Source organism: Jeongeupia naejangsanensis (genome assembly GCF_016865585.1).
Classification (GTDB): Bacteria; Pseudomonadota; Gammaproteobacteria; order Burkholderiales; family Chitinibacteraceae; genus Jeongeupia; species Jeongeupia naejangsanensis.
Genome location: NZ_JAESND010000001.1, coordinates 469,225 through 488,912, shown reverse-complemented (window position 1 = coordinate 488,912; position 19,688 = coordinate 469,225). Strand labels below are relative to the sequence as shown.

Sequence of the window (19,688 nt, the reverse complement as noted above, 5' to 3'; positions counted from 1 at the left end):
CAGGACGGCGGGCGGGGTAACCCGTCCGCCAGGCGGCCGGCCGGCCGCAGCCTTCTAGGGCGTTTTCCACGCGGGGATATATTGCATGTCTAACGTATCGCAGAAACAGATCCGCAAGGTTGCGGTGCTCGGTGCCGGTGTCATGGGAGCGCAGATTGCCGCCCATCTCGCCAACGCCGGTATCGAGACCGTGCTCTTCGATCTGCCGGCCAAAGAGGGCCCGGCCAACGGCATCGTGCTCAAGGCCATCGACAACCTCAAGAAGCTCAAGCCTGCACCGCTGATGTCGGCGATGCGTGCCGAACTGATCGACGCCGCCAACTACGGCAGCGATCTGGCCAAACTGGGCGACTGTGACCTGGTGATCGAAGCGATCGCCGAACGCCTGGACTGGAAACTCGATCTGTACGCCAAGATCGCACCGCATCTGGCACCGCACGCGATTCTCGCGACCAATACTTCCGGCCTGTCGATCCAGAAACTGGCCGATGGCGTGCCGGGTGAATTGAAGTCCCGCTTCTGCGGCATCCACTTCTTCAACCCGCCGCGCTACATGTACCTCGTGGAGCTGATCCCGACCGCCGGCACCGAAACCGCCGAGCTCGACGCGCTGGAGACCTTCCTGGTCACCCGTCTGGGCAAGGGCGTCGTGCGCGCCAAGGACACCCCGAACTTCATCGCCAACCGCATCGGCGTGTTCTCGATGCTGGCGACGATCCATCACGCCGAACAGTTCGGCATCCGTTTCGACGTCGTCGACGATCTGACCGGCCCGCGCATGGGCCGTCCGAAGTCGGCGACCTTCCGTACCGCCGATGTCGTCGGCCTGGATACCTTCGCGCACGTCGTCAAGACCATGACCGACAACCTGCCGGATGATCCGTGGGCGGCGTATTACAAGAGCCCGGCCTGGCTGGCCGCGCTGATCGAGCAGGGCGCGCTGGGTCAGAAGACCCGCGCCGGCATCTACAAGAAAGAAGGCCGCGACATTTTCGTGCTCGACCCGAAGGCGGGCCAGTACGTGCCGTCCGGCCAGAAGGGCAGCGACGAGGTCAAGGCGATCCTGAAGCTCGAAGACCCGGCGGCCAAGGTCAAGGCGCTGCGCGAGTCGGCACATCCGGAAGCGCAGTTCCTCTGGGCCTGCCTGCGCGATGTGTGGCATTACGTCGCCACCCTGCTGGACGGCATCGCCGATTCGGCCCGCGACATCGATTTCGCGATCCGTTGGGGCTTTGGCTGGAAGCAGGGTCCGTTCGAGCTGTGGCAGGCCGCCGGCTGGAAGGCCGTGGCCGAAGCGGTGAGCGCCGATATCGCTGCCGGCAAGACCATGGCGTCGACCCCGCTGCCGGCTTGGGTGGCCCAGCGCGATGGCGTGCATGCGCCGGAAGGTTCGTACAGCGCGGCGCAGAACAAGCAGGTCGGTCGTTCGACGCTGCCGGTCTACGGCCGTCAGCTGTACCCGCCGCAACTCGTCGGTGACGCCGAGCCGAACTTTGGCGAAACCGTGTACGAGAACGACAGCGTTCGCATGTGGCTGCCGCCGGCGGCAACCGATGTGCCGGTGCTGTCGTTCAAGACCAAGGCGCATTGCATCGGTGCCGGCGTGCTGGCCGGCGTGCAGGAAGCGATCCGCATCGCCGAAGCGCGCTTCCAGGGGCTGGTGCTGTGGCATCCGGATGCGCCGTTCTCGGTCGGCGCCGACCTGGCCAGCATGGGCCCGGCGTTCATGACCGGTGATTTCGACGCGATCGAAAACATGGTCGCCGAGTTCCAGCGCGCGTCGATGGCGATCAAGTACGCCAAGGTGCCGGTGGTCGGCGCGGCGCAGGGCTACGCCTTCGGCGGTGGCTGCGAGTTCCTGATGCACTGCGCACGGGTTGTGGCAGCAGTCGAAACCTATATCGGCCTCGTCGAAGTCGGCGTCGGCCTGCTGCCGGCCGGTGGCGGTTGCAAGGAGTTCGCGCTGCGCGCCAGCCGCGAAGCCAAGGGTGGCGACATCCTCGGCGTGCTCAAGGACTACTACCTGGCAATGGCGATGGCCAAGGTCGGTACCAGCGCCGAAGAAGGTCAACAGATCGGTTACCTGCGCGAGTCGGACATCGTGCTGTTCAACAGCAACGAACTGCTGTTCGTCGCCCAGGCCCAGGTCCGTGCGCTGGCTGCGACCGGCTACCGCGCACCGGTGAAGCCGAAGGCGTTCCCGGTGGCCGGCCGCACCGGCGCCGCGACGATCAAGGGCCAGCTGGTGAACATGCTCGAAGGCGGCTTCATCTCCAAGTACGACTACCACATCAGCGTGCAGATCGCCGAGGTCGTGACCGGCGGTGACGTCGAAGCCGGCACGCTGGTGAACGAGGAGTGGATTCTCAAGCTGGAGCGTGAACGCTTCATGGGCCTGCTGAAGAAGGGCAAGACCCAGGAACGCATCATGTACATGCTGGAGAACAACAAGCCCCTCCGGAATTGACCGTGATGCTACTGCGGAGGCAAATGGCCGCGTTGTGCGGTGCTCGCGATCCTCATGGACTTCAGTCCATTCCGGTCGCTGCGCTCCTGAGCGCCTTGCCCTTTGCCTCCTCGCAACGCATCCCGGCCAATTCCCGCGCGATGTGTTCCGGTCGACCTGATCGGTCGACGTACAGATTCAGATAGGAGCTCTGCAATGAGCAAACAGATTCAGGAAGTCTATATCGTCGCTGCGACCCGCACGCCGGTCGGCAAGGCGCCGCGCGGCATGATGAAGCACGTGCGTCCCGACGACATGCTGGCCCACGTGATCAAGGGCGCAATGGCGCAGGTGCCGGGGCTGGATCCGGCGCGTGTCGACGACGTCGTCGTCGGCTGCGCGATGCCGGAAGCCGAACAGGGCATGAACATGGCGCGGATCGGCGCCTTGCTCGCCGGCCTGCCGGACACCGTCGGCGGCATCACCATCAACCGTTTCTGCTCGTCGGGCATCAACGCCGTGTCGATGGCCGCCGACCGCATCCGCGTCGGTGAAGCCGACGTGATGATCGCCGCCGGCGCCGAGTCGATGTCGATGGTGCCGATGATGGGCAACAAGATCGCCCTGAACCCGGAATTCTTCGCCAATAACGAAAACATGGCGATCGCCTTCGGCATGGGCCTGACCGCCGAGAAGGTCGCCAACCAGTGGAACGTCAGCCGCGAAGATCAGGATGCGTTCGCGGTCGAATCGCACCGCCGTGCGCTGGCCGCGATCGAGTCGGGTGCGTTTGCCGATGAAATTACCCCGCTCGACGTGACCTACCGTGTGCCGAATCTGGCCACCGGCGAAGTCGAGCTGGTGAGCAAGACACTGACCACCGACGAAGGTCCGCGTGCAGGCACCAGCCTTGAGGGCCTCGCCAAGCTCAAGACGGTGTTTGCCGCCAAGGGCTCGGTCACTGCCGGCAACAGCTCGCAGATGTCCGACGGCGCCGGTGCGCTGATCCTGGTGTCGGAAAAGGTGCTGAGGGAATACAACCTGACCCCGCTGGCCAAGTTCACGACCTTCGCGGTCAAGGGCGTGCCGCCGGCGATCATGGGCATCGGTCCGAAGGAAGCGATTCCGGCCGCGCTGAAGCAGGCCGGCCTGACGCTGAACGATCTGTCGTGGATCGAGCTGAACGAAGCCTTCGCCGCACAGGCGCTGGCCGTTAGCCGTGATCTGGATCTGGACATGAGCAAGGTGAACCCGAACGGGGGGGCGATTGCGCTCGGCCACCCGCTCGGTGCCACCGGCGCCATCCGCGCCGCCACGCTGATCCACGGTCTGCGCCGCCAGGGCAAGCCGGGTGCCTACGGCATGGTGACGATGTGCATCGGCACGGGCATGGGCGCCGCCGGCATCATCCAGGTGCTGTGAGGCCGCGACGAATTTGACTCTGCCTGTCTTTGCCCACGCTCATCCCGTGGGCTTTTTTTCTGGAGGACGACAATGAAAAAACGCGCAATGACACTGGTCCTGATGCTGGCGCTGACCGCCGGCGTGGCCAGCGCGCTCGATGTCGGCGGCACGTCGGTACCCGACAAGGCCGAGGTGGCCGGGCAATCGCTGTTGCTGAACGGAGCCGGCGTCCGCAAGAAGGTGGTGTTCGACGTCTATGTGGCGTCGCTGTATACCGGCGCCAAGGTGGGCGACGCCGCAACCATCCTCGGCGCAACGACGCCGCGCCGGATGGAGCTGCGCATGTTGCGCGAAGTATCGGCCGGCACGATGCACGAATCGTTCGTCGATGGGCTGCAGGATAACATCAGCGCTGGCGACATGAAGCGTTTCGCGCCGCAGCTCGATGCGCTCGACAAGGTGTTCCGCGAGGTCAAGACCGTCGGCAAGGGGGACGTGATCCAGCTGGATCTGCTGCCGGGGCAGGGCACCCGGGTGACGGTGCGCGGCAAGGCCTACCCGGTGATTGCCGGCGATGACTTCGCGTCGGCGCTGCTGTCGATCTGGCTTGGCAAATCGCCGGTACAGGCAGGACTCAAGGCACAGTTGCTCGGCGCACGTTGAGCAGCCGGGTCCGCGCAGATCAGAAGGGGTTGCCACAGGCAGCCCCTTTTCTTTTGTAGTGGGGTTACATGCGTAATTGTTGTTGGTTTTTACGTGCTACGAAAATGTTTCAGTGTTTTTATAGGTTTCAGCTTGTTTGATGTAGTTGGTTACATTGGGTAACGCGAAAATATAGGTAGTAAAAGTACGAAAACACTTGCGCTGGTTTCGTAGTCTTGCTAAAGTTAACCCATGCCAGCAAGCCTGCTGACAACAAATGCAGTTGAGCCTCTCCAAGGAGCAGGACATGAAAACGCTGTTGAAAATCGTGAAAAACGTCGAGAAGGCCCAGAGCCTGATCGTTAAATCTTACGGATGGCGTCTGACGCTCGTTCGTTGATGTAGTAGCGCGGTTGCGCGCATCTCTGTAGTACCCGGCCTCTTGGCCGTTATCGACTCCTCCTATTCATGCCCGTGCATCAACCTTCCGGTTGAGCCGGGCAATTTTTTTTGTTTGTTGTTCACCGTATCGAGTCGCCGCGCCGCGCGGGCTTTCGGCTAAAGTACGGTGTTTTCTGCCTGCCTCCGCTGTATGTCCGCCCTGACCCGTTCCGCCCTGCTGAGTGTTCTGTTTGCCGCGAGCCTGGCATGGGGCGACGAAGGGGAAATTGCGTCGTATCAGGTCGAGATCGACGCACCGTCGGACATCGAAAACCTGCTTGAGCGCTACCTCGACCTGTACCGCTGGCGGGATGAAAAGAAAACCACGCCCGAAAGCCTGCAGCTGCTGGTCGATCGCACCCCGCAGGAAGCGGCGGCGCTGCTGCATACGCAGGGCTATTTTTCTTCCAAGATCAAATCGAGGCTCGAGCAGAACGGCGGCAACTACCGCGCCGTGGTCGAGGTCGATCCGGGTCCATTGACGCGAGTCGGGAAGATCGACTTTCAACTGATCGGCGCGGTGACCGAGGACGAGGCGTTCTACAAACGGGTGCTGAACCGGCTTGAGGGAGGCTGGGCGCTGGCCGAAGGCGACGTCTTCACTCAGGCCGCCTGGTCGGAAACCAAGCAGCGGGTCGTCAACCGGATGTTGGCGAGGCGTTACCTGACCGCCCATGTGACCAAAAGCGAAGTCAGCGTCGATCCGGCGAGCAATCGCGCCGACATCACGATGGTGATCGACAGCGGCCCGGCCTACGTCTTTGGCCCGGTCACCATCAAGGGGCTGCAGCGGTATCCGGAGCGCATCGTCAAAAACCGCATCGACTTGCAGGAAGGGGGCGAGTACCGGCGCAAGGAGCTGTCCGATCTGCAGTCGGATCTGCAATCGATGCCGCAGTTCGGCGCTGCGGTGGTCGAGGCCGAGCCTTCGGCAAAGCCGCCCTATGTCGCGCCGGTCGTGATCAATCTGCAGGAAGTACCGCTGAACAAGCTGGCGCTGTCGCTCGGCTACAGCACCAACACCGGCCCACGGGCCGAGGCGCAGTACAGCTACAACAACCTGCTCGACCGTGGCTGGGTCGGCGGGATTCGCGCCAAGCTCGATGGCGACGAGCAGGAAGGCGAGCTGTCGATCGATTTCCCGCAGTTCAAGAGCGGTTATTCGCATCGTGCCTACGTCAACTACACCAGCAGTACCGTCGAAGGGCTCGATACCGAGACCTACAAGGGCGGTGTCTCGCGGACGCGCAAGGAAGACCTGATCGACCGGACGATGGGTATCGAATACCTGCGCGAACGACGGGTCAACGCGGACGGCAACCTCGAGCGCCCGCAGGCGCTGGTTGCGTATTACAAGTGGATTCGTCGCGACCTCGACAACCGGCGTGATCCGAAGAGCGGCAACATCCTGCAGCTCGAAGGCGCAGGGGCCGTGCAGGGTGTAGCGACCGACGAGTCCTTCGTCGAGCTGTACGCCCAGGGGGTGCAGTACTGGAAGGTCGGGCAGGCCGACGTCGCCTTCTTCCGGCTGGAACTCGGCCAGAACTTCACCAAGGATCCGACCAAGGTGCCGACCGATTACCTGTTCCGGGCCGGCGGCGCCAACAGCGTCCGCGGTTACGACTATCAAAGTCTCGGCATCATCTCGGACGGGACGACAGAACCGGGGCGGGTGCTGGCCACGGCGACGCTCGAATACCAGTACGCGGTCTACAAGGACTGGCGCGCCGCGGTCTTCGCCGACTACGGCGATGCGGCCGATACCTGGGGCAGTTTCGACGGCCAGACCGGTGTCGGTGTCGGCGCGCGCTGGGTCAGTCCGGTCGGCGTGCTGGGCGCCGATCTGGCCTATGGCATCGACGCCGAACAATGGCGTTTCTATTTTTCGCTGGGGCTGACGTTCTGACATGAGCGAAAACGAACAGCCTGCACCGGCTACGGAGCAGGAAACCGCCGTAGCGCCACCGGCAAAACGCAGCATACCGCGTTGGCTGGTGTGGAGCGTGCTCGGCATCGTGGTGGTGCTGGCCGGCCTGCTGGCCGGGGCCTTGACGTGGATCGACAGTGCGGGCGGACATCGCTGGCTGGTCGAGCGGATCAACGCCAGCGGCATCGCCAAACTCAAGTCGCTGGAAGGCTCGCTCTGGCGTGGGGTGACCGTCAACGGACTGGTCGTCGATACGGCCGCGGTGACGGTCAAGCTTGACCGGGGTTATCTCGAATGGGCGCCGGAAGCCCTGCTTGCCCGGCGGGTCTCGGTCAGCCGGCTCGAACTGGGCCATCTCGACATCACCAGCAAGCCGTCGCCGCCCAACCAGCCGGTATCGCCGCCACCGACCTCGTTGAGCCTGCCGGTGGCGATCGACGTCGATGCGGCCAGCCTGCAGCGTTTCACGCTGGCCGGTTCGCCGGTCGACCTGAAGCAGGTGCAGCTGAACCTGCACAGCGACGGCGATGTGCACCGCCTTGATCTGCAGCGGCTCGATACGCCGCGTGGCCGGCTCAAGGCCCAGCTGTCGCTGGATGGCCGGGCGCCGTTTGCCGTTGCCGGCCGCCTTGGCTACGCCGGGGTCATTGAAGAGCGTCAGCTGGAAAGCCGGGTCAACCTGTCCGGCTCGCTGCGCGATCTGGGGCTGAACGGCTCGGTGAAGGGCGAAAAGGTCGGCATCGATCTCGACAGCCGGCTCGACGTCTTTGCGCCCTATGCCTACGCCATGCTGAAGTCGGCCCAGCTCAAGGCGCATGGCGTCAATCCGGCCGCGTTGCAGCCGGGCCTGCCGAAAGCGGCGCTTGACGTCGAGCTGTCCCTTGCGCCCAGTAGCGGCAAGCTTGCAGCTGGGCGTCTGTCGCTGAAGAACGCCTTGCCCGGGCCGGTGAATACGGACCGACTGCCACTGGAAACGCTGAGTGCAGCCTTTACGGTCAGCAACGATGCTCTCGATCTGACGACCCTGCTCGCGACCCTGCCGGGTGGCGGCCAGCTCAAGGGGCGAGGGCAGTTTCAGGCGGACAAGCTCGATGCCACGGTGGATATCGCCGGGCTGGACCTGTCGCAGCTGGTGCAACGCCAGCCGAAAAGCCGCTTGGGCGGGCAGATTCTTCTGAAGGGGGCCTATGCGGCACCCGATGTCGTGGCCAAGCTCGACGATCCGACCTACAAGGCCGCGCTCAATGCGGATCTGGGCTGGATCCGGCCACAAACCGAGCGTCGGCTGGCAATCCGAAGTGCGGAACTCAAGCGCGGCAACAGTACCTTGTCACTCAAGGGCGAATTCGGTTTTGAGCGCGAGGACTTTGTCGCCGAGGCGACGCTGGACAACGTCAATCCGGCCGAGTTTGCCGCCGTGCCGGCGGGCCGGATCAGCGGGCGCGTCGATGCAAAGGGCGCGCTCAAGCCGGCGCTGAGTGCCAGCGTGAAATACGAGCTGGCGCAAAGCAGCTTCAACAACCGGCCCCTGTCCGGCAAGGGCGAGCTCGACCTGACCGAAACCCGGCTCAAGCATGCCGACCTCTGGCTGGCATTGGGCAGCAACCGGATTACCGCCCGCGGTGCACTTGGCGCCGCCGGCGACAAGCTGGACCTGCAGCTCGCGCTCGACGGCCTGAACGAACTCGGCCCTGGCTTTGGTGGCCGCGTGCAGGGAACAACGCAGCTGATCGGCGCGTTCAAGAAGCCCTTGATCAAGACGTCGCTGAACGTTGCCGGCCTGGCGACGCCGTTCGGCGTCAAGCTGGCGCGCGGCAAGCTGGATGGCCAGTTGTACTCCGATCTGACGAGTCCGATGCAGTTCGACGTGGACCTGTCCGGGCTGGAAGGCTTTGACGCCAAAATCGCGCAGCTCAAGCTCGTCATCAACGGTACCCGGGGCACACATACCTTGCGTCTGGCCGCGACCGGCCAGTATCACGCAGAGCCGATCGGGCTGGATCTGGCAGCCGCCGGCGGGCTGGATGCGCAGTGGCAATGGCGTGGCCGGATCAACAAGCTCGATGGTCGCGCGATGTTGCCGATCAGCGTGCAGTCGGCCGTCGATGCGACGTTTGGCGCGAGCAAGGTCGAGGTGGGTGCCACGACGCTGGCGATCGGCGAGAGCAGGATCCGGCTAGACCGGCTGTTCTGGCAACCGGGGCGACTGGAAACCGACGGCAATGCCGAGCGACTGGTGACCGCCGAGCTGCTGAAACTGGCGGATTTCAAGGCCGTGCAGAGCGATCTGGTGCTGGGCGGGCGCTGGCAGTTGAAACAGGGCGCGACGCTCGATGGCGACGTAACGCTGAACCGCCTCAGCGGCGACATTCGCGTGCCGGCCAGCGAACGCAGTCCGGCGCATGCCTTGCAGCTGGATCAGTTGAGTGCGCGTATCCAGGCGCGCCAGTCGCAGGTGTCGCTCGACGGGCAGATCCACAGCAGCCGATTCGGCCAGATTGCCCTGACCGGTGCGACGCGCATCGACGCGCCCGCATGGCAGGTCGAAATCGGGGCGCCGCTGACGCTGCGGGCCGCCGGCAAGCTGCCCGATCTGGCCAAGGTGTCGCCGTTGATCAGTGACAGCCTGCAGCTCAAGGGCGCGATCGATTTCGACGTCAGCCGCAGCGGCCCCATGTCGCAAGGCGTGCTGGCCGGCACCGTCAACGGCGACTATCTCTCGATCCGCGATGCGGCAACCGGCGTCTCGCTGCAGGACGGCAAGGCCCGCGTGCGCTTGTCACAGAATCGTGTGGTGCTGGATACCTTCACATTCAAGGGCGGGCGTGGTGACCTGAATGCAACCGGCCAGATCGATCTGAGCGACAACGGTGCCGATGCGAATGCGACGATCACCGCCAGACAGCTGACGCTGATCAACAAGCCGGACATGGTGCTGGTCGTCTCGGGCAAGGGCGATGTGCGCTACGGCAAGGAAGGGTTGTCGGTGACCGGCAACCTGAAGGCCGACCACGGCGATATCCGCTACCGCTCGACCGATGTGCCGCATCTGTCCGACGACGTGGTCATCGTCGGGCAGAAGCGGGACGTCGGCAAGCCGCTGCCGCTGGCGAACCTGCAGTTCGAGATCGACCTTGGTGACGATTTCACTTTCCGTGGCTACGGGCTGGAAGCGCAGTTGTCGGGTTTGCTGCGCCTGAAAACGACACCGAACCAGAGCCTGCAGGGCTTCGGGACGGTCAAGGTCGAGGAAGGAACGTATCGTGCCTATGGCCAGAAGCTGGCGATCGAGCGCGGCATCGTGTCGTTCTCGGGCCAGCTCGACAACCCGGGACTCGACATTCTCGCGGTCCGCGAAGGGCTGTCGGTCGAGGCCGGCGTCGAGGTCAAGGGGTCGGCGCTGAATCCGCGGGTCAAGCTGTACTCGAACCCGTCGGTTCCGGAGAACGAGAAGCTCTCGTGGCTGCTGTTCGGTCACGGCACCGACAATATGGACAAGGGCGATTCGGCGGTGCTGCTGCAGTTCCTGAATGCGGCGTTCGCGAGCGGTGACTCGGGAGAAAGCTTCTCGGACGAGTTGTTCGGCAAGCTGGGCATCGACGAGGTCGGCGTCGCGTCGGACAAGATGGAAGACGGCACGACCACGCAGGTCGTGACCGTAAGCAAGCGGCTCAACAAGTGGCTGACGCTGGGGCTCGACAAGAGCGTCAATGGCCTCAAGGATGCGGTCCGCTTCACGGTGCAGCTGTCGCGGCGCTGGTCCTTCGTGACCCGGGTCGGTACCGACGAGAGCACGTTCGACGCCAAGTACTCGATCAACTTCGATTCGCTGTGGGGTAACGACAAGCCGGCGACACCGGCGAAGCCGTAGTCGTTACAGCGTGCGCGCCAGCACCCAGGCCTCGACCCGGGCGGCGCCGGCCCGCTTGAGCGTTGCCGCCACCGCGTCGAGCGTCAGGCCGCTGGTCATGACATCGTCGACCACGGCGATGCGCATGCCTTGAAGCTGACCGACTGCAGCGAAAGCGCCTTTCAGGTTGCGCCGGCGTTCCGGCAGGCTGAGCCGGCTTTGTTGCGTGGTGTCGCGAACCCGTTCAAGCAGGTCGTGACGTAGCGGCAGTCCGGCATGGCGGCTGATGACGGCGGCCAGTTCGGCCGACTGGTTGAAGCCGCGCTCGCGCAGCCGGTGCGGGTGCAGCGGCATCGGCATGATCAGGTCGACGTCGGGGGCGGCCGGGAGGCAGGCAACCAGCAGGCTGGCCAAGGCGCGCCAGAGGGGCCAGCGGCCTGCGTACTTGCCGGCGGTGATCAGATGGGCTGCCTCGCCGGTGTAGCGCAGCACCGCGTGACTGGCATCGAAGCGGGGCGGGTGGGCCAGACAACCGCCACACAGTCCACCATCGTGCGTCGGCAACGCGCAGCGCGGGCAGCAGTGGGTCGGCAGTCTGGGCAGTGCCGCATCGCATGCATCGCACAGCGTGCTGTGACAGCTGCGATGGCACAGTGCACAGCACACCGGCAGGCGGGGAATCTTGTTCAGAAATCGCATTCGCAAATTTGACAATGGCTGTGGGGCTGCAGAAAATGGCGCGACTTCATTTCTAGCCCACATCGCCCGCCATGACGCAAACGATCGAATTCAAGCGCCTCACGCCGCATCCGCAGCAACAGAACTGGAGCCTCGACGATGTGGCGTCCTTGTTCGCTTTGCCCTTCAACGACCTGCTGTTCCGTGCACAGCAAGTGCACCGCGAGCATTTCGATGCCAACCGCGTGCAGCTGTCGACCTTGCTGTCGGTGAAGACCGGCGGCTGCTCCGAGGACTGCGGCTACTGTTCGCAATCGGCGCGGCACGATACCGGTCTGGAGCGCGAAACGCTGATGAATGCCGACGAGGTCATCGAAGTCGCACGGATCGCCAAGGAGAACGGTGCCAGCCGCTTCTGCATGGGCGCAGCATGGCGAGGCCCGAAGACCAAGGATCTGGAGTCGGTGAAACAGATGATTGCCGGCGTCAAGGCGCTCGGCCTCGAGACCTGTGCGACGCTCGGCATGCTCAAGGACGGGCAGGCCGAGGAGCTGCGCGACGTCGGTCTCGACTATTACAACCACAATCTCGATACCAGCCCCGAGAAATACGCCGACATCGTCAGCACGCACAGCTATGCCGACCGGCTCGATACGCTCGGCAAGGTGCGCAAGGCGGGTTTGCACGTCTGTACTGGCGGCATCGTCGGTCTGGGTGAAACCCGTGAAGACCGGGTCGGCCTGATCGCCCAGCTCGCCAACCTCGACCCGCAACCGGATTCGGTGCCGATCAACAACCTGGTCAAGATCGAAGGCACGCCGCTGGATGGTGACCAGGCGGTTGGCTGGACCGAGTTCGTGCGCACCATCGCGGTGGCGCGGATCACCATGCCGAAGTCCTTCGTGCGCCTGTCGGCAGGCCGGCAGCAGATGGATGAAGCCACGCAGGCACTGTGCTTCATGGCGGGTGCCAATTCGATTTTCTACGGCGACAAGCTGCTGACCACCGGCAACCCGGACGTCACGCGCGACAAGGCGCTGTTCGGAAAGCTCGATCTGAAACCGTTGTAAAAAGGCGATCCAACCGGAAAGCCCGGCACCCGCCGGGCTTTTTTATTCCGGCTGCTGGCTGTTGGCTGTCATTTTGTGAAAAAATCGCGCGATTGATGTCCACCGGAACCGCATGTGAAAGCCTTGTTGATGGCGGCGCTGCTCGTCGGTGCGTGTGCCGGTTGTGCTACCCAGGTCGATACCCAGCGCATTGCGGCGCCGGGGCCGGCGGTCACGTTCCAGAGCAATGCGCTGCGCCCGGCCAATGGCGAGGCGATGATTGCTGCTACTGCGCTGATGCCGGGCGACATTCTGCTGTCGACGGGGAGTGGGTTGACGTCGGCCGGTATCCGGCTGATGACCACGGCACCGGTCAGCCACGCGGCGCTGTATCTTGGCGACGGCGATGTGGCCGAGGCGGTCGGCAGTGGCGTTCGCGTCCGCAAGATCGACACCATGGTTGCCGACGAGGCCGTGGTTGTTGCATTTCGCCACCCGGATTTTCAGTCCGGACTCGACGTGCCGATGCGCGAATTTGCTGGCCGCAGCCTCGGGCTCCGGTACGATTACGTCGGCGTGATGCTGCATGCACCGTTCTCGCTGCAGCGGCGTGTCTGCGAACTGCCGCTGTTGCCCGAGTCGGTTCGGGACGGCTGCCTGCGCGGCGTTGCAACGATCCAGCTCGGTAGCGGCAGTGACGGGCGCTTCTTCTGCTCGCAATTCGTACTCGAGGCGTACAGGCACATCGGCCTGCCGATGACCGACGCCGATCCGCGCTGGCTCAGTCCGGCGGACATCCTGCACATGCGCGAAGGCGACGTACCTTCGCTGCGGGTCAGGCGGTCGCTGGTCTACGTCGGCCATCTCAAGTTCCACCCCGAGCCGGAGCCGCCCTCGCGGCCGCTGCTGCTCGGCAATGCCCGCTGAACGGAGTTTTCGATGCTGACCGATGCCATTCTTGCCGCTGCCCACTACCTGGCCATCTTCATGGTCATCACGTTCCTGACCATCGAGACCGTACTGGTGCGGCGCGAATGGATGCCGACGGCCGCTGCGCGGCTGGCGCGTTACGACCTGATCTACTTCCTGATGGCCATGCTGGCGCTGGCGACCGGGCTGGGGCGTCTGTTTTACGGCGTCAAGGGGGCGGATTTCTATCTGCACAACCCGGTGTTTCACGCCAAAATGACGGTCTTCGTGCTGATCGGCCTGATCTCGATCTACCCGACCCGGCGCTTTTCGGCATGGCGCAAGGCCGCGGTCGCGAATGCGGCGTTCGTGCCGTCCGATCAGGAGCTGTCGCGGGTGCGCCGCTGCCTGATGTGGGAAACCCACCTGATCATATTGCTGCCGATTCTTGCCGCCTTCATGGCGCGCGGCTTCGGACTGAGATAGGAAGAAAAATGGATAGCGTACGCCAGGTTGTCGACGTGAGCGGCGGTGCTGCGACCGGATTCTCGCCGCCGCGCGAGACGCTGCTGACAGCCGTGGAGGAGGGCAAGGTGCTGTATTTCCAGCGCTTTCCATTCTCGCTCGAGGCGGGAGAGCAGCACCTGCTTGACCTGTCGCTGGCCGACCCGAAGCGCAAGAACATCAGCCTCGATCCGGAGTCCGGTGTGCTGCATGGCGTTGTCGGTGACGCGGGGACACAGGATGCGGTCAAGGCCATGATCCGGCGCTATCACGACGCCGCCGGTTCGCTCGTCGATACGCTGTTCCCGGAGTACCGTGGTCGTTTGCGCAAGGCGCCGACGAGCTTGCGCCTGCACAGGGTCGAGGGGCGTCAGACCTCGTGGCGCAAGGATGACAGCCGACTGCATGTCGATGCCTTTCCGTCGCGTCCGAACTACGGCGAACGCATCCTGCGGGTGTTCATGAACGTCAATCCGGCCGGCGAGCCGCGGGTCTGGCGGGTCGGCGAATCGTTCGAGACGGTCGCCAGACAGTTTCTGCCGAAGATTCCGCGCCAGTGGCCGGGATCGGCCAGACTGCTGCACGCCCTGAAGATCACCAAGCGTCGCCGCAGTCCGTACGACCACATCATGCTCAATCTGCACGACGCGATGAAGGGCGACCCGGGCTACCAGCAAGGCTGCGCGCAGGAACGTGTCGAGTTTGCTCCGGGCGGCGGCTGGATCTGCTTTTCGGATCAGGCCTCGCACGCGGCGATGGGCGGGCAGTTCATGCTCGAGCAGACGTTCTTTCTGCCGGTCGACAGCATGGCCGATCAGACGCGGTCGCCGCTGGCCATCCTGCAGCGCCTGACCGGCAGGGCGCTGATTTACAAGCGGGCGGTCTACGCGCTTGTCATCGCACTGCTGGCCCTGACCATCGAGGCCTGCTGAGCGCAGCTGGGGTAGCAACCATAAAAAACCGCCCCGAGGGGCGGTTTTTTGTCGTGCGATGACGACGGTCAGGCCGGCATTTCGTCGCCCAGTGCACGGATCAGCGCGGGGACGAATGCGCGCAACGTACCGACGGTGAGCGCCAGGCTTGAATCGAAGATCGCACCCTGATCGGCTGCGTCCATGTCCTTCAGTTCGTCCTGCAGAACATCGAGCATCGTCAGGCGCTTGATCTCCAGCTTGTCGGTGAGCTGGAACGCAAGCTTGTCGTCCCACGCCAAGGCCAGCTTGCTGGCGAGCAGGCCGTTCTCGAGATGCTGCTTGACCTCGGCCGTGTCGAGCGGCTGACGTGCCAGCCGCGTGATGGCGCCATCATCGCCCGGTGCACGCAGCTCGGTGTCCTGACCCAGGTCGAATTCACCGGCGTCGGCCGATTCCAGCCACAGCGTCATGGCCGTTTCCGGCGAGACCTGGGTATTGACGAGCCGGGTCGGCAGGCTGCCGAGCGTTTCGCGCAGGTAAGACAGCAGCTGCTCGGCCTTGGCGGCCGAGGCGCTCTCGACCAGTACCAGACCGAGTTGCAGGTCGATGATCGCGCGCTGGCTACGGGCGCGGGTGAATGCCTTGGGCAGCAGCTCCTCGGCTACGCGTTCACGCAGTTCCTTGGCTTCCTTGCGGCCGACCTTGCGGTTTTCTTCGGCTTCGATCCGGGCGATACGCTCTTCGGTCTCTTCCTTGACCACGCTGCCGGGCAGCAGCTTCTCTTCGGTTTTCAGTGCCACGAGTACGGCATCGTCGTAGCCGTAGGCCTTGAGGTCCGGCGCATGCCGTGCCGGTGCAACCCAGCCCTGGCTCATCGGATCGTGGCTGCCGCACGGCACCCACGGGCGCTTGGCCAGACTGTCGCCGATGCTGTCGAGGCTGAGCGCGTGGTCAGGGGCAAGGCGGTAGAGTTGCAGATTGCGGAACCAGAGCATGGGACGATCCTTTTGAAACGGCCGCTGATTGTAACGAGTGAGGCAAAAGACGGGAACCTTGCATTGTCACCTTGATCCAAATGGCCATGGCATTTCCCTTATTGAGAATTGTTTCCATTTTCGATATGTTTGCCGCGATTCCATCCCGATCCCGTTCCTCTTTCCGGAGCCCCATCTTGAAGCAATTCGTCCTCGTCCCGCTCGCCGCAGCCTTGCTGGCCGGCCTCGCTCATGCCGAATCCGTGACCGTCTACTCGGCGCGCAATGAACAGCTGATCAAGCCCTTGTTCGATGCATTCACCAAGGACACAGGCGTTGAGGTCAAGCTGCTGACTGACAAGGAAGGCCCGCTGATGGAGCGCCTCAAGGCCGAGGGCGAAAACACGCCGGCCGACATGCTGATCACCGTCGATGCCGGCAATCTGTGGCAGGCCGGCAAGCAGGGCCTGCTCAAGCCGATCCAGTCGAAGACGCTGAACGAGAACGTGCCGGCCCACCTGCGCGATCCGAATGGCGAGTGGTATGGTCTGTCGATCCGCGCTCGGACGATTTTCTACAATCCGGCCAGCGTGAAGCCGGCGGATCTGTCGACCTATGAAGACCTGGCTGATCCGAAGTGGCAGGGCAAGCTGTGCCTGCGTACGTCGAAAAAGGTCTACAACCAGTCGCTGGTGGCGATGATGATTGCCCAGTACGGCGAGCCGAAGACCGAGAAGATCGTCCGCGGCTGGGTGAGCAATCTGGCCGCGCCGGTTTTCCCCGACGACACCAAGCTGCTTGAAGCCATTGCTGCGGGCCAATGCCAGGTAGGCATCGCCAACAGCTACTACTACGGCCGTCTGGTTGCCAAGAATCCGCAGTTCCCGACCAAGCTGTTCTGGGCCAACCAGAATGCCGGCGGCGTGCACGTCAACGTCTCGGGCGCCGGGGTTACCCGCCATGCCAAGAACGAAAAGGGCGCGGTCAAGCTGATCGAGTGGCTGTCCGGCGCCAAGGCGCAAAACCTTTACGCCGACAAGGACATGGAGTTCCCGGTCAACCCGAAGGTCAAGCCGGACGATCTGGTGTCGTCGTGGGGGGCGTTCAAGCCCAGCCTCATCAATGTGACCAAGGCAGGCGAGCTGCAGGGCAAGGCCACGCAGTTGATGGATCGTGCCGGCTACAAGTAAGGTGTGAATCCTTCTGCAATGACGGGCAGCGCGCGCTGCCCGTTTTTCTTTGACCTGTAATGTTGACCATGCCTTTCGCCATCCGACTGCCGCGACCGAGTCGCGGCCTCTTGTACACCCTGCCCGTTGCCTTGCTCACGGTCGTGCCGTTGCTGGTGGTGCTGTCGTCGGTGCTCGATCCGCAGGTCGAGGTGTGGGCGCACCTGCTCGGCTACGTGTTGCCGGGCGTGTTGTGGAATACGCTGATCCTGGTTCTCGGTGTTGGCGCCGGGGTGCTGCTGCTCGGTGTGCCGCTGGCTTGGCTGACTGCCGTATACGCCTTTCCGGGGCGGCGCTTTTTCAGTTGGGCCTTGATGCTGCCGCTGGCGATGCCGGCCTACGTGCTGGCTTTCGTTCAGGTCGGCCTGCTCGATTTCACCGGCCCGGTCCAGACCCTGCTGCGGTCGGCGTTCGGGACCAGTGCCTGGTTTCCGCAAATCCGCAGTACCGGCGGCGTGATCCTCGTGCTGTCGATGGCCTTCTATCCCTATGTGTACCTGCTGGCCCGGAACGCATTCCTGACGCAGGGGCGGCGGGCAGTCGAAGCCGCGCAGACGCTGGGCATGTCGCGGCGGCGAGCCTTCGTGTCGGTCGCGATTCCGATGGCCCGGCCGTGGCTGATCGGCGGCGTGACACTGGCACTGATGGAGACGCTGGCCGATTTCGGTACCGTGTCGATTTTCAATTTCGACACCTTTACCACCGCCATCTACAAGGCGTGGTTCGCCTTGTTCAATCTGCCCGCCGCATCTCAGCTGGCCTCGCTGCTGGTGATGTTCGTGCTGCTGCTGGTGGTGCTGGAACAGTACGGTCGTGGTGCGCGCAGCTATCAGGTTCGCAGCGGGCATGCCGAGCGCATTGCCTTGGCCGGTATGGCGCGCTGGCTCGCTGCCGGCTGGTGCACACTGGTGCTGTTGCTGGCTTTCATCGTGCCGCTGGTGCAATTGCTGCTGTGGGTGCACGACGTCTGGGCTGACGATTTCGATTCGCGCTATCCGGCGTTCATCGGCCGCTCCTTGCTCATCGCGGCCATGGCCGCCTTGCTGGTCACGCTACTGGCGCTCGTGCTTGCCTACGCGCGCCGGCGCTACCGCGATGGTGGCACCCGCTGGCTGATCCGGCTGGCAACGCTCGGCTATGCGGTGCCGGGTACCGTGCTGGCTGTGGGGGTCTTCATCCCGGTCGCCTGGCTGGACAATGTTCTGCTCGCAGCCTTGCGGCCGCTGGGGTACGAAGGTCTGGCGCTCTTCAAGGGCACGCTGGCGGTGATGCTGCTGGCCTTGGCTGCGCGCTTTCTTGCCGTCGGCTTCCAGCCGGTCGATACGGCGATGCAGCGGATCACCCGCAGTCAGGAGGAGGCCGCTCGTTCGCTCGGGCTGAACGGGCGCCAGGCGCTGTGGCATCTGCACCTGCCGTTGCTGCGTGGCGGGCTGTTGTCTGCGGCGCTGCTGGTGTTTGTCGATGTACTCAAGGAAATGCCGATCACGCTGATGACGCGAGCCTTTGGCTGGGACACGCTGGCCGTGCGTGTTTTTGAAATGACGTCGGAAGGCATGTGGGATCGCGCTGCCTTGCCCAGTCTGTTTATCGTGCTCGCCGGTCTCGTGCCGGTGGTGCTGCTGATCCGGAAGTCCGAACCATGAAACCCATGCTTGAAGTGAATGCCGTCACGGTCCGCTATCCGGGGCGTACGGTGATCGAGTCGTTATCCTTCTCGCTGGCGCCGGGGCAGATCGGTTGCCTGCTCGGCCATTCGGGCTGCGGCAAGACGACGATGTTGCGCGCGATCGCGGGGTTCGAGGCGCTCGACGACGGGGAAATCCGCATCGATGGCGATGTGGTGGCCGGAGCCGGGCAGGGTCTGCCGCCGGAGGCGCGGCGGATCGGCATGGTGTTTCAGGACTACGCGCTGTTTCCGCACCTGAACGTTGCCGACAATATCGGTTTCGGCCTGCGGCAACTGTCGGCCGGCGCGCGGACCGAGCGTGTCGACGAAATGCTGGCGCTGGTGGGGCTGGCGGGCGAGCATCACCGCTACCCGCACGAACTGTCCGGTGGCCAGCAGCAGCGTGTTGCACTGGCGCGGGCCTTGGCGCCCAAGCCGCGACTGATGCTGCTGGACGAGCCGTTCTCCAATCTGGATGCCGAGCTGCGCGAGCGTCTGGGGCACGAAGTCCGCGACATCCTCAAGGCCGCTGGTACAACGGCGATCCTGGTGACGCACGATCAGCACGAGGCGTTTGCCGTCGCAGATGTCGTTGGCGTGATGGTCGACGGCCGGATCCGTCAGTGGGCGAGTCCGTATGCGCTGTATCACCAGCCGGTTGACCGCTATGTGGCCAACTTCATTGGCGAAGGGGTGTTGCTGCCCGGCATCGTGAACGACAGGGCGCAGATCGAGTTTGAACTGGGGGTGTTTTCCGGGCAGGTGCCGATGCACTGCAAAACGGACGGCTGCCGCGTCGACGTGCTGGTTCGTCCTGACGACGTGCAGCACGACGACGCGAGCCCGTTCAAGGCTGCCGTGCTGGCGCGCGCGTTTCGCGGTGCCGAGTTTCTCTACACGCTGGGGCTGCCGTCGGGGCAAAAAGTACTGTCTCTCGTCCCAAGTCACCATAGTCACGTGGTGGGTGAGGAGATCGGTATCCGGCTCGAGATGGCCCATGCCATTGCATACGTGCGCGAATGAGACGGATGCTTGATCGGCGGCACGCGCTAGGC

14 protein-coding genes are annotated in these 19,688 nt (G+C 63.9%); 12 read left to right on the top strand and 2 right to left on the bottom strand.

Annotated elements, in window-relative coordinates; all coding sequences use genetic code 11:
* Window positions 1-85: 85 nt before the first annotated feature.
* The 5 genes from JMJ54_RS02275 (at window position 86) to JMJ54_RS02255 (ending at window position 10,731) form a co-directional block, all read left to right on the top strand.
* The gene (locus JMJ54_RS02275) at window positions 86-2,467 is read left to right on the top strand and encodes a 3-hydroxyacyl-CoA dehydrogenase/enoyl-CoA hydratase family protein (RefSeq protein ID WP_203536323.1); all 2,382 of its coding nucleotides are present in this window, start codon (window positions 86-88) and stop codon (window positions 2,465-2,467) included.
* Window positions 2,468-2,662: 195 nt separating this feature from the next.
* Window positions 2,663-3,868, top strand: a complete 1,206-nt coding sequence (locus tag JMJ54_RS02270; RefSeq protein WP_203536322.1) for an acetyl-CoA C-acyltransferase — start codon at window positions 2,663-2,665, stop codon at window positions 3,866-3,868.
* A 72-nt stretch (window positions 3,869-3,940) separates the two neighbouring features.
* On the top strand, window positions 3,941-4,513 hold the full coding sequence (locus tag JMJ54_RS02265; protein WP_203536321.1) for a chalcone isomerase family protein: 573 nt from the start codon (window positions 3,941-3,943) through the stop codon (window positions 4,511-4,513).
* Window positions 4,514-5,084: 571 nt separating this feature from the next.
* A complete protein-coding gene (locus tag JMJ54_RS02260; protein WP_203536320.1) occupies window positions 5,085-6,839 on the top strand; it encodes an autotransporter assembly complex protein TamA in 1,755 nt (584 codons plus the stop codon).
* A gap of 1 nt (window position 6,840) precedes the next feature.
* Window positions 6,841-10,731: a translocation/assembly module TamB domain-containing protein gene (locus JMJ54_RS02255; protein ID WP_203536319.1), complete on the top strand. Its 3,891-nt coding sequence runs from the start codon at window positions 6,841-6,843 to the stop codon at window positions 10,729-10,731.
* 3 nt (window positions 10,732-10,734) lie between these two features.
* Here JMJ54_RS02255 and JMJ54_RS02250 read toward each other — a convergent pair whose 3' ends face one another.
* Complete coding sequence (locus tag JMJ54_RS02250) at window positions 10,735-11,409, bottom strand: ComFC family protein (RefSeq protein ID WP_203536318.1); 675 nt, start codon at window positions 11,407-11,409, stop codon at window positions 10,735-10,737.
* A gap of 71 nt (window positions 11,410-11,480) precedes the next feature.
* Between JMJ54_RS02250 and bioB the strand changes: the two genes are divergently transcribed.
* The 4 genes from bioB to kdoO all read left to right on the top strand — a co-directional run bounded on the left by bioB (window position 11,481) and on the right by kdoO (window position 14,782).
* On the top strand, window positions 11,481-12,458 hold the full coding sequence (gene bioB / locus JMJ54_RS02245; protein ID WP_203536317.1) for a biotin synthase BioB: 978 nt from the start codon (window positions 11,481-11,483) through the stop codon (window positions 12,456-12,458).
* Window positions 12,459-12,572: 114 nt separating this feature from the next.
* The gene (locus tag JMJ54_RS02240) at window positions 12,573-13,364 is read left to right on the top strand and encodes a C40 family peptidase (protein WP_203536316.1); all 792 of its coding nucleotides are present in this window, start codon (window positions 12,573-12,575) and stop codon (window positions 13,362-13,364) included.
* Window positions 13,365-13,376: 12 nt separating this feature from the next.
* Window positions 13,377-13,832, top strand: coding sequence for a DUF2214 family protein (locus JMJ54_RS02235; RefSeq protein WP_203536315.1), 456 nt, complete (start codon window positions 13,377-13,379; stop codon window positions 13,830-13,832).
* A gap of 8 nt (window positions 13,833-13,840) precedes the next feature.
* Window positions 13,841-14,782, top strand: coding sequence for a Kdo hydroxylase KdoO (gene kdoO, locus JMJ54_RS02230; protein WP_203536314.1), 942 nt, complete (start codon window positions 13,841-13,843; stop codon window positions 14,780-14,782).
* Window positions 14,783-14,850: 68 nt separating this feature from the next.
* On the opposite strand, the gene JMJ54_RS02225 is transcribed toward kdoO, so the two are convergent.
* Window positions 14,851-15,759, bottom strand: a complete 909-nt coding sequence (locus JMJ54_RS02225) for a recombination-associated protein RdgC (protein WP_203536313.1) — start codon at window positions 15,757-15,759, stop codon at window positions 14,851-14,853.
* Window positions 15,760-15,932: 173 nt separating this feature from the next.
* Here JMJ54_RS02225 and JMJ54_RS02220 point away from each other — a divergent pair, with 173 nt between their 5' ends.
* The 3 genes from JMJ54_RS02220 (at window position 15,933) to JMJ54_RS02210 (ending at window position 19,656) form a co-directional block, all read left to right on the top strand.
* On the top strand, window positions 15,933-16,928 hold the full coding sequence (locus JMJ54_RS02220) for a Fe(3+) ABC transporter substrate-binding protein (RefSeq protein ID WP_308437974.1): 996 nt from the start codon (window positions 15,933-15,935) through the stop codon (window positions 16,926-16,928).
* 68 nt (window positions 16,929-16,996) lie between these two features.
* Window positions 16,997-18,610, top strand: coding sequence for an ABC transporter permease (locus tag JMJ54_RS02215; protein ID WP_203536311.1), 1,614 nt, complete (start codon window positions 16,997-16,999; stop codon window positions 18,608-18,610).
* Window positions 18,607-19,656, top strand: coding sequence for an ABC transporter ATP-binding protein (locus JMJ54_RS02210; RefSeq protein WP_203536310.1), 1,050 nt, complete (start codon window positions 18,607-18,609; stop codon window positions 19,654-19,656). The genes JMJ54_RS02215 and JMJ54_RS02210 overlap by 4 nt, the downstream gene beginning before the upstream one ends.
* The last annotated feature ends 32 nt before the right edge of the window (window positions 19,657-19,688 follow it).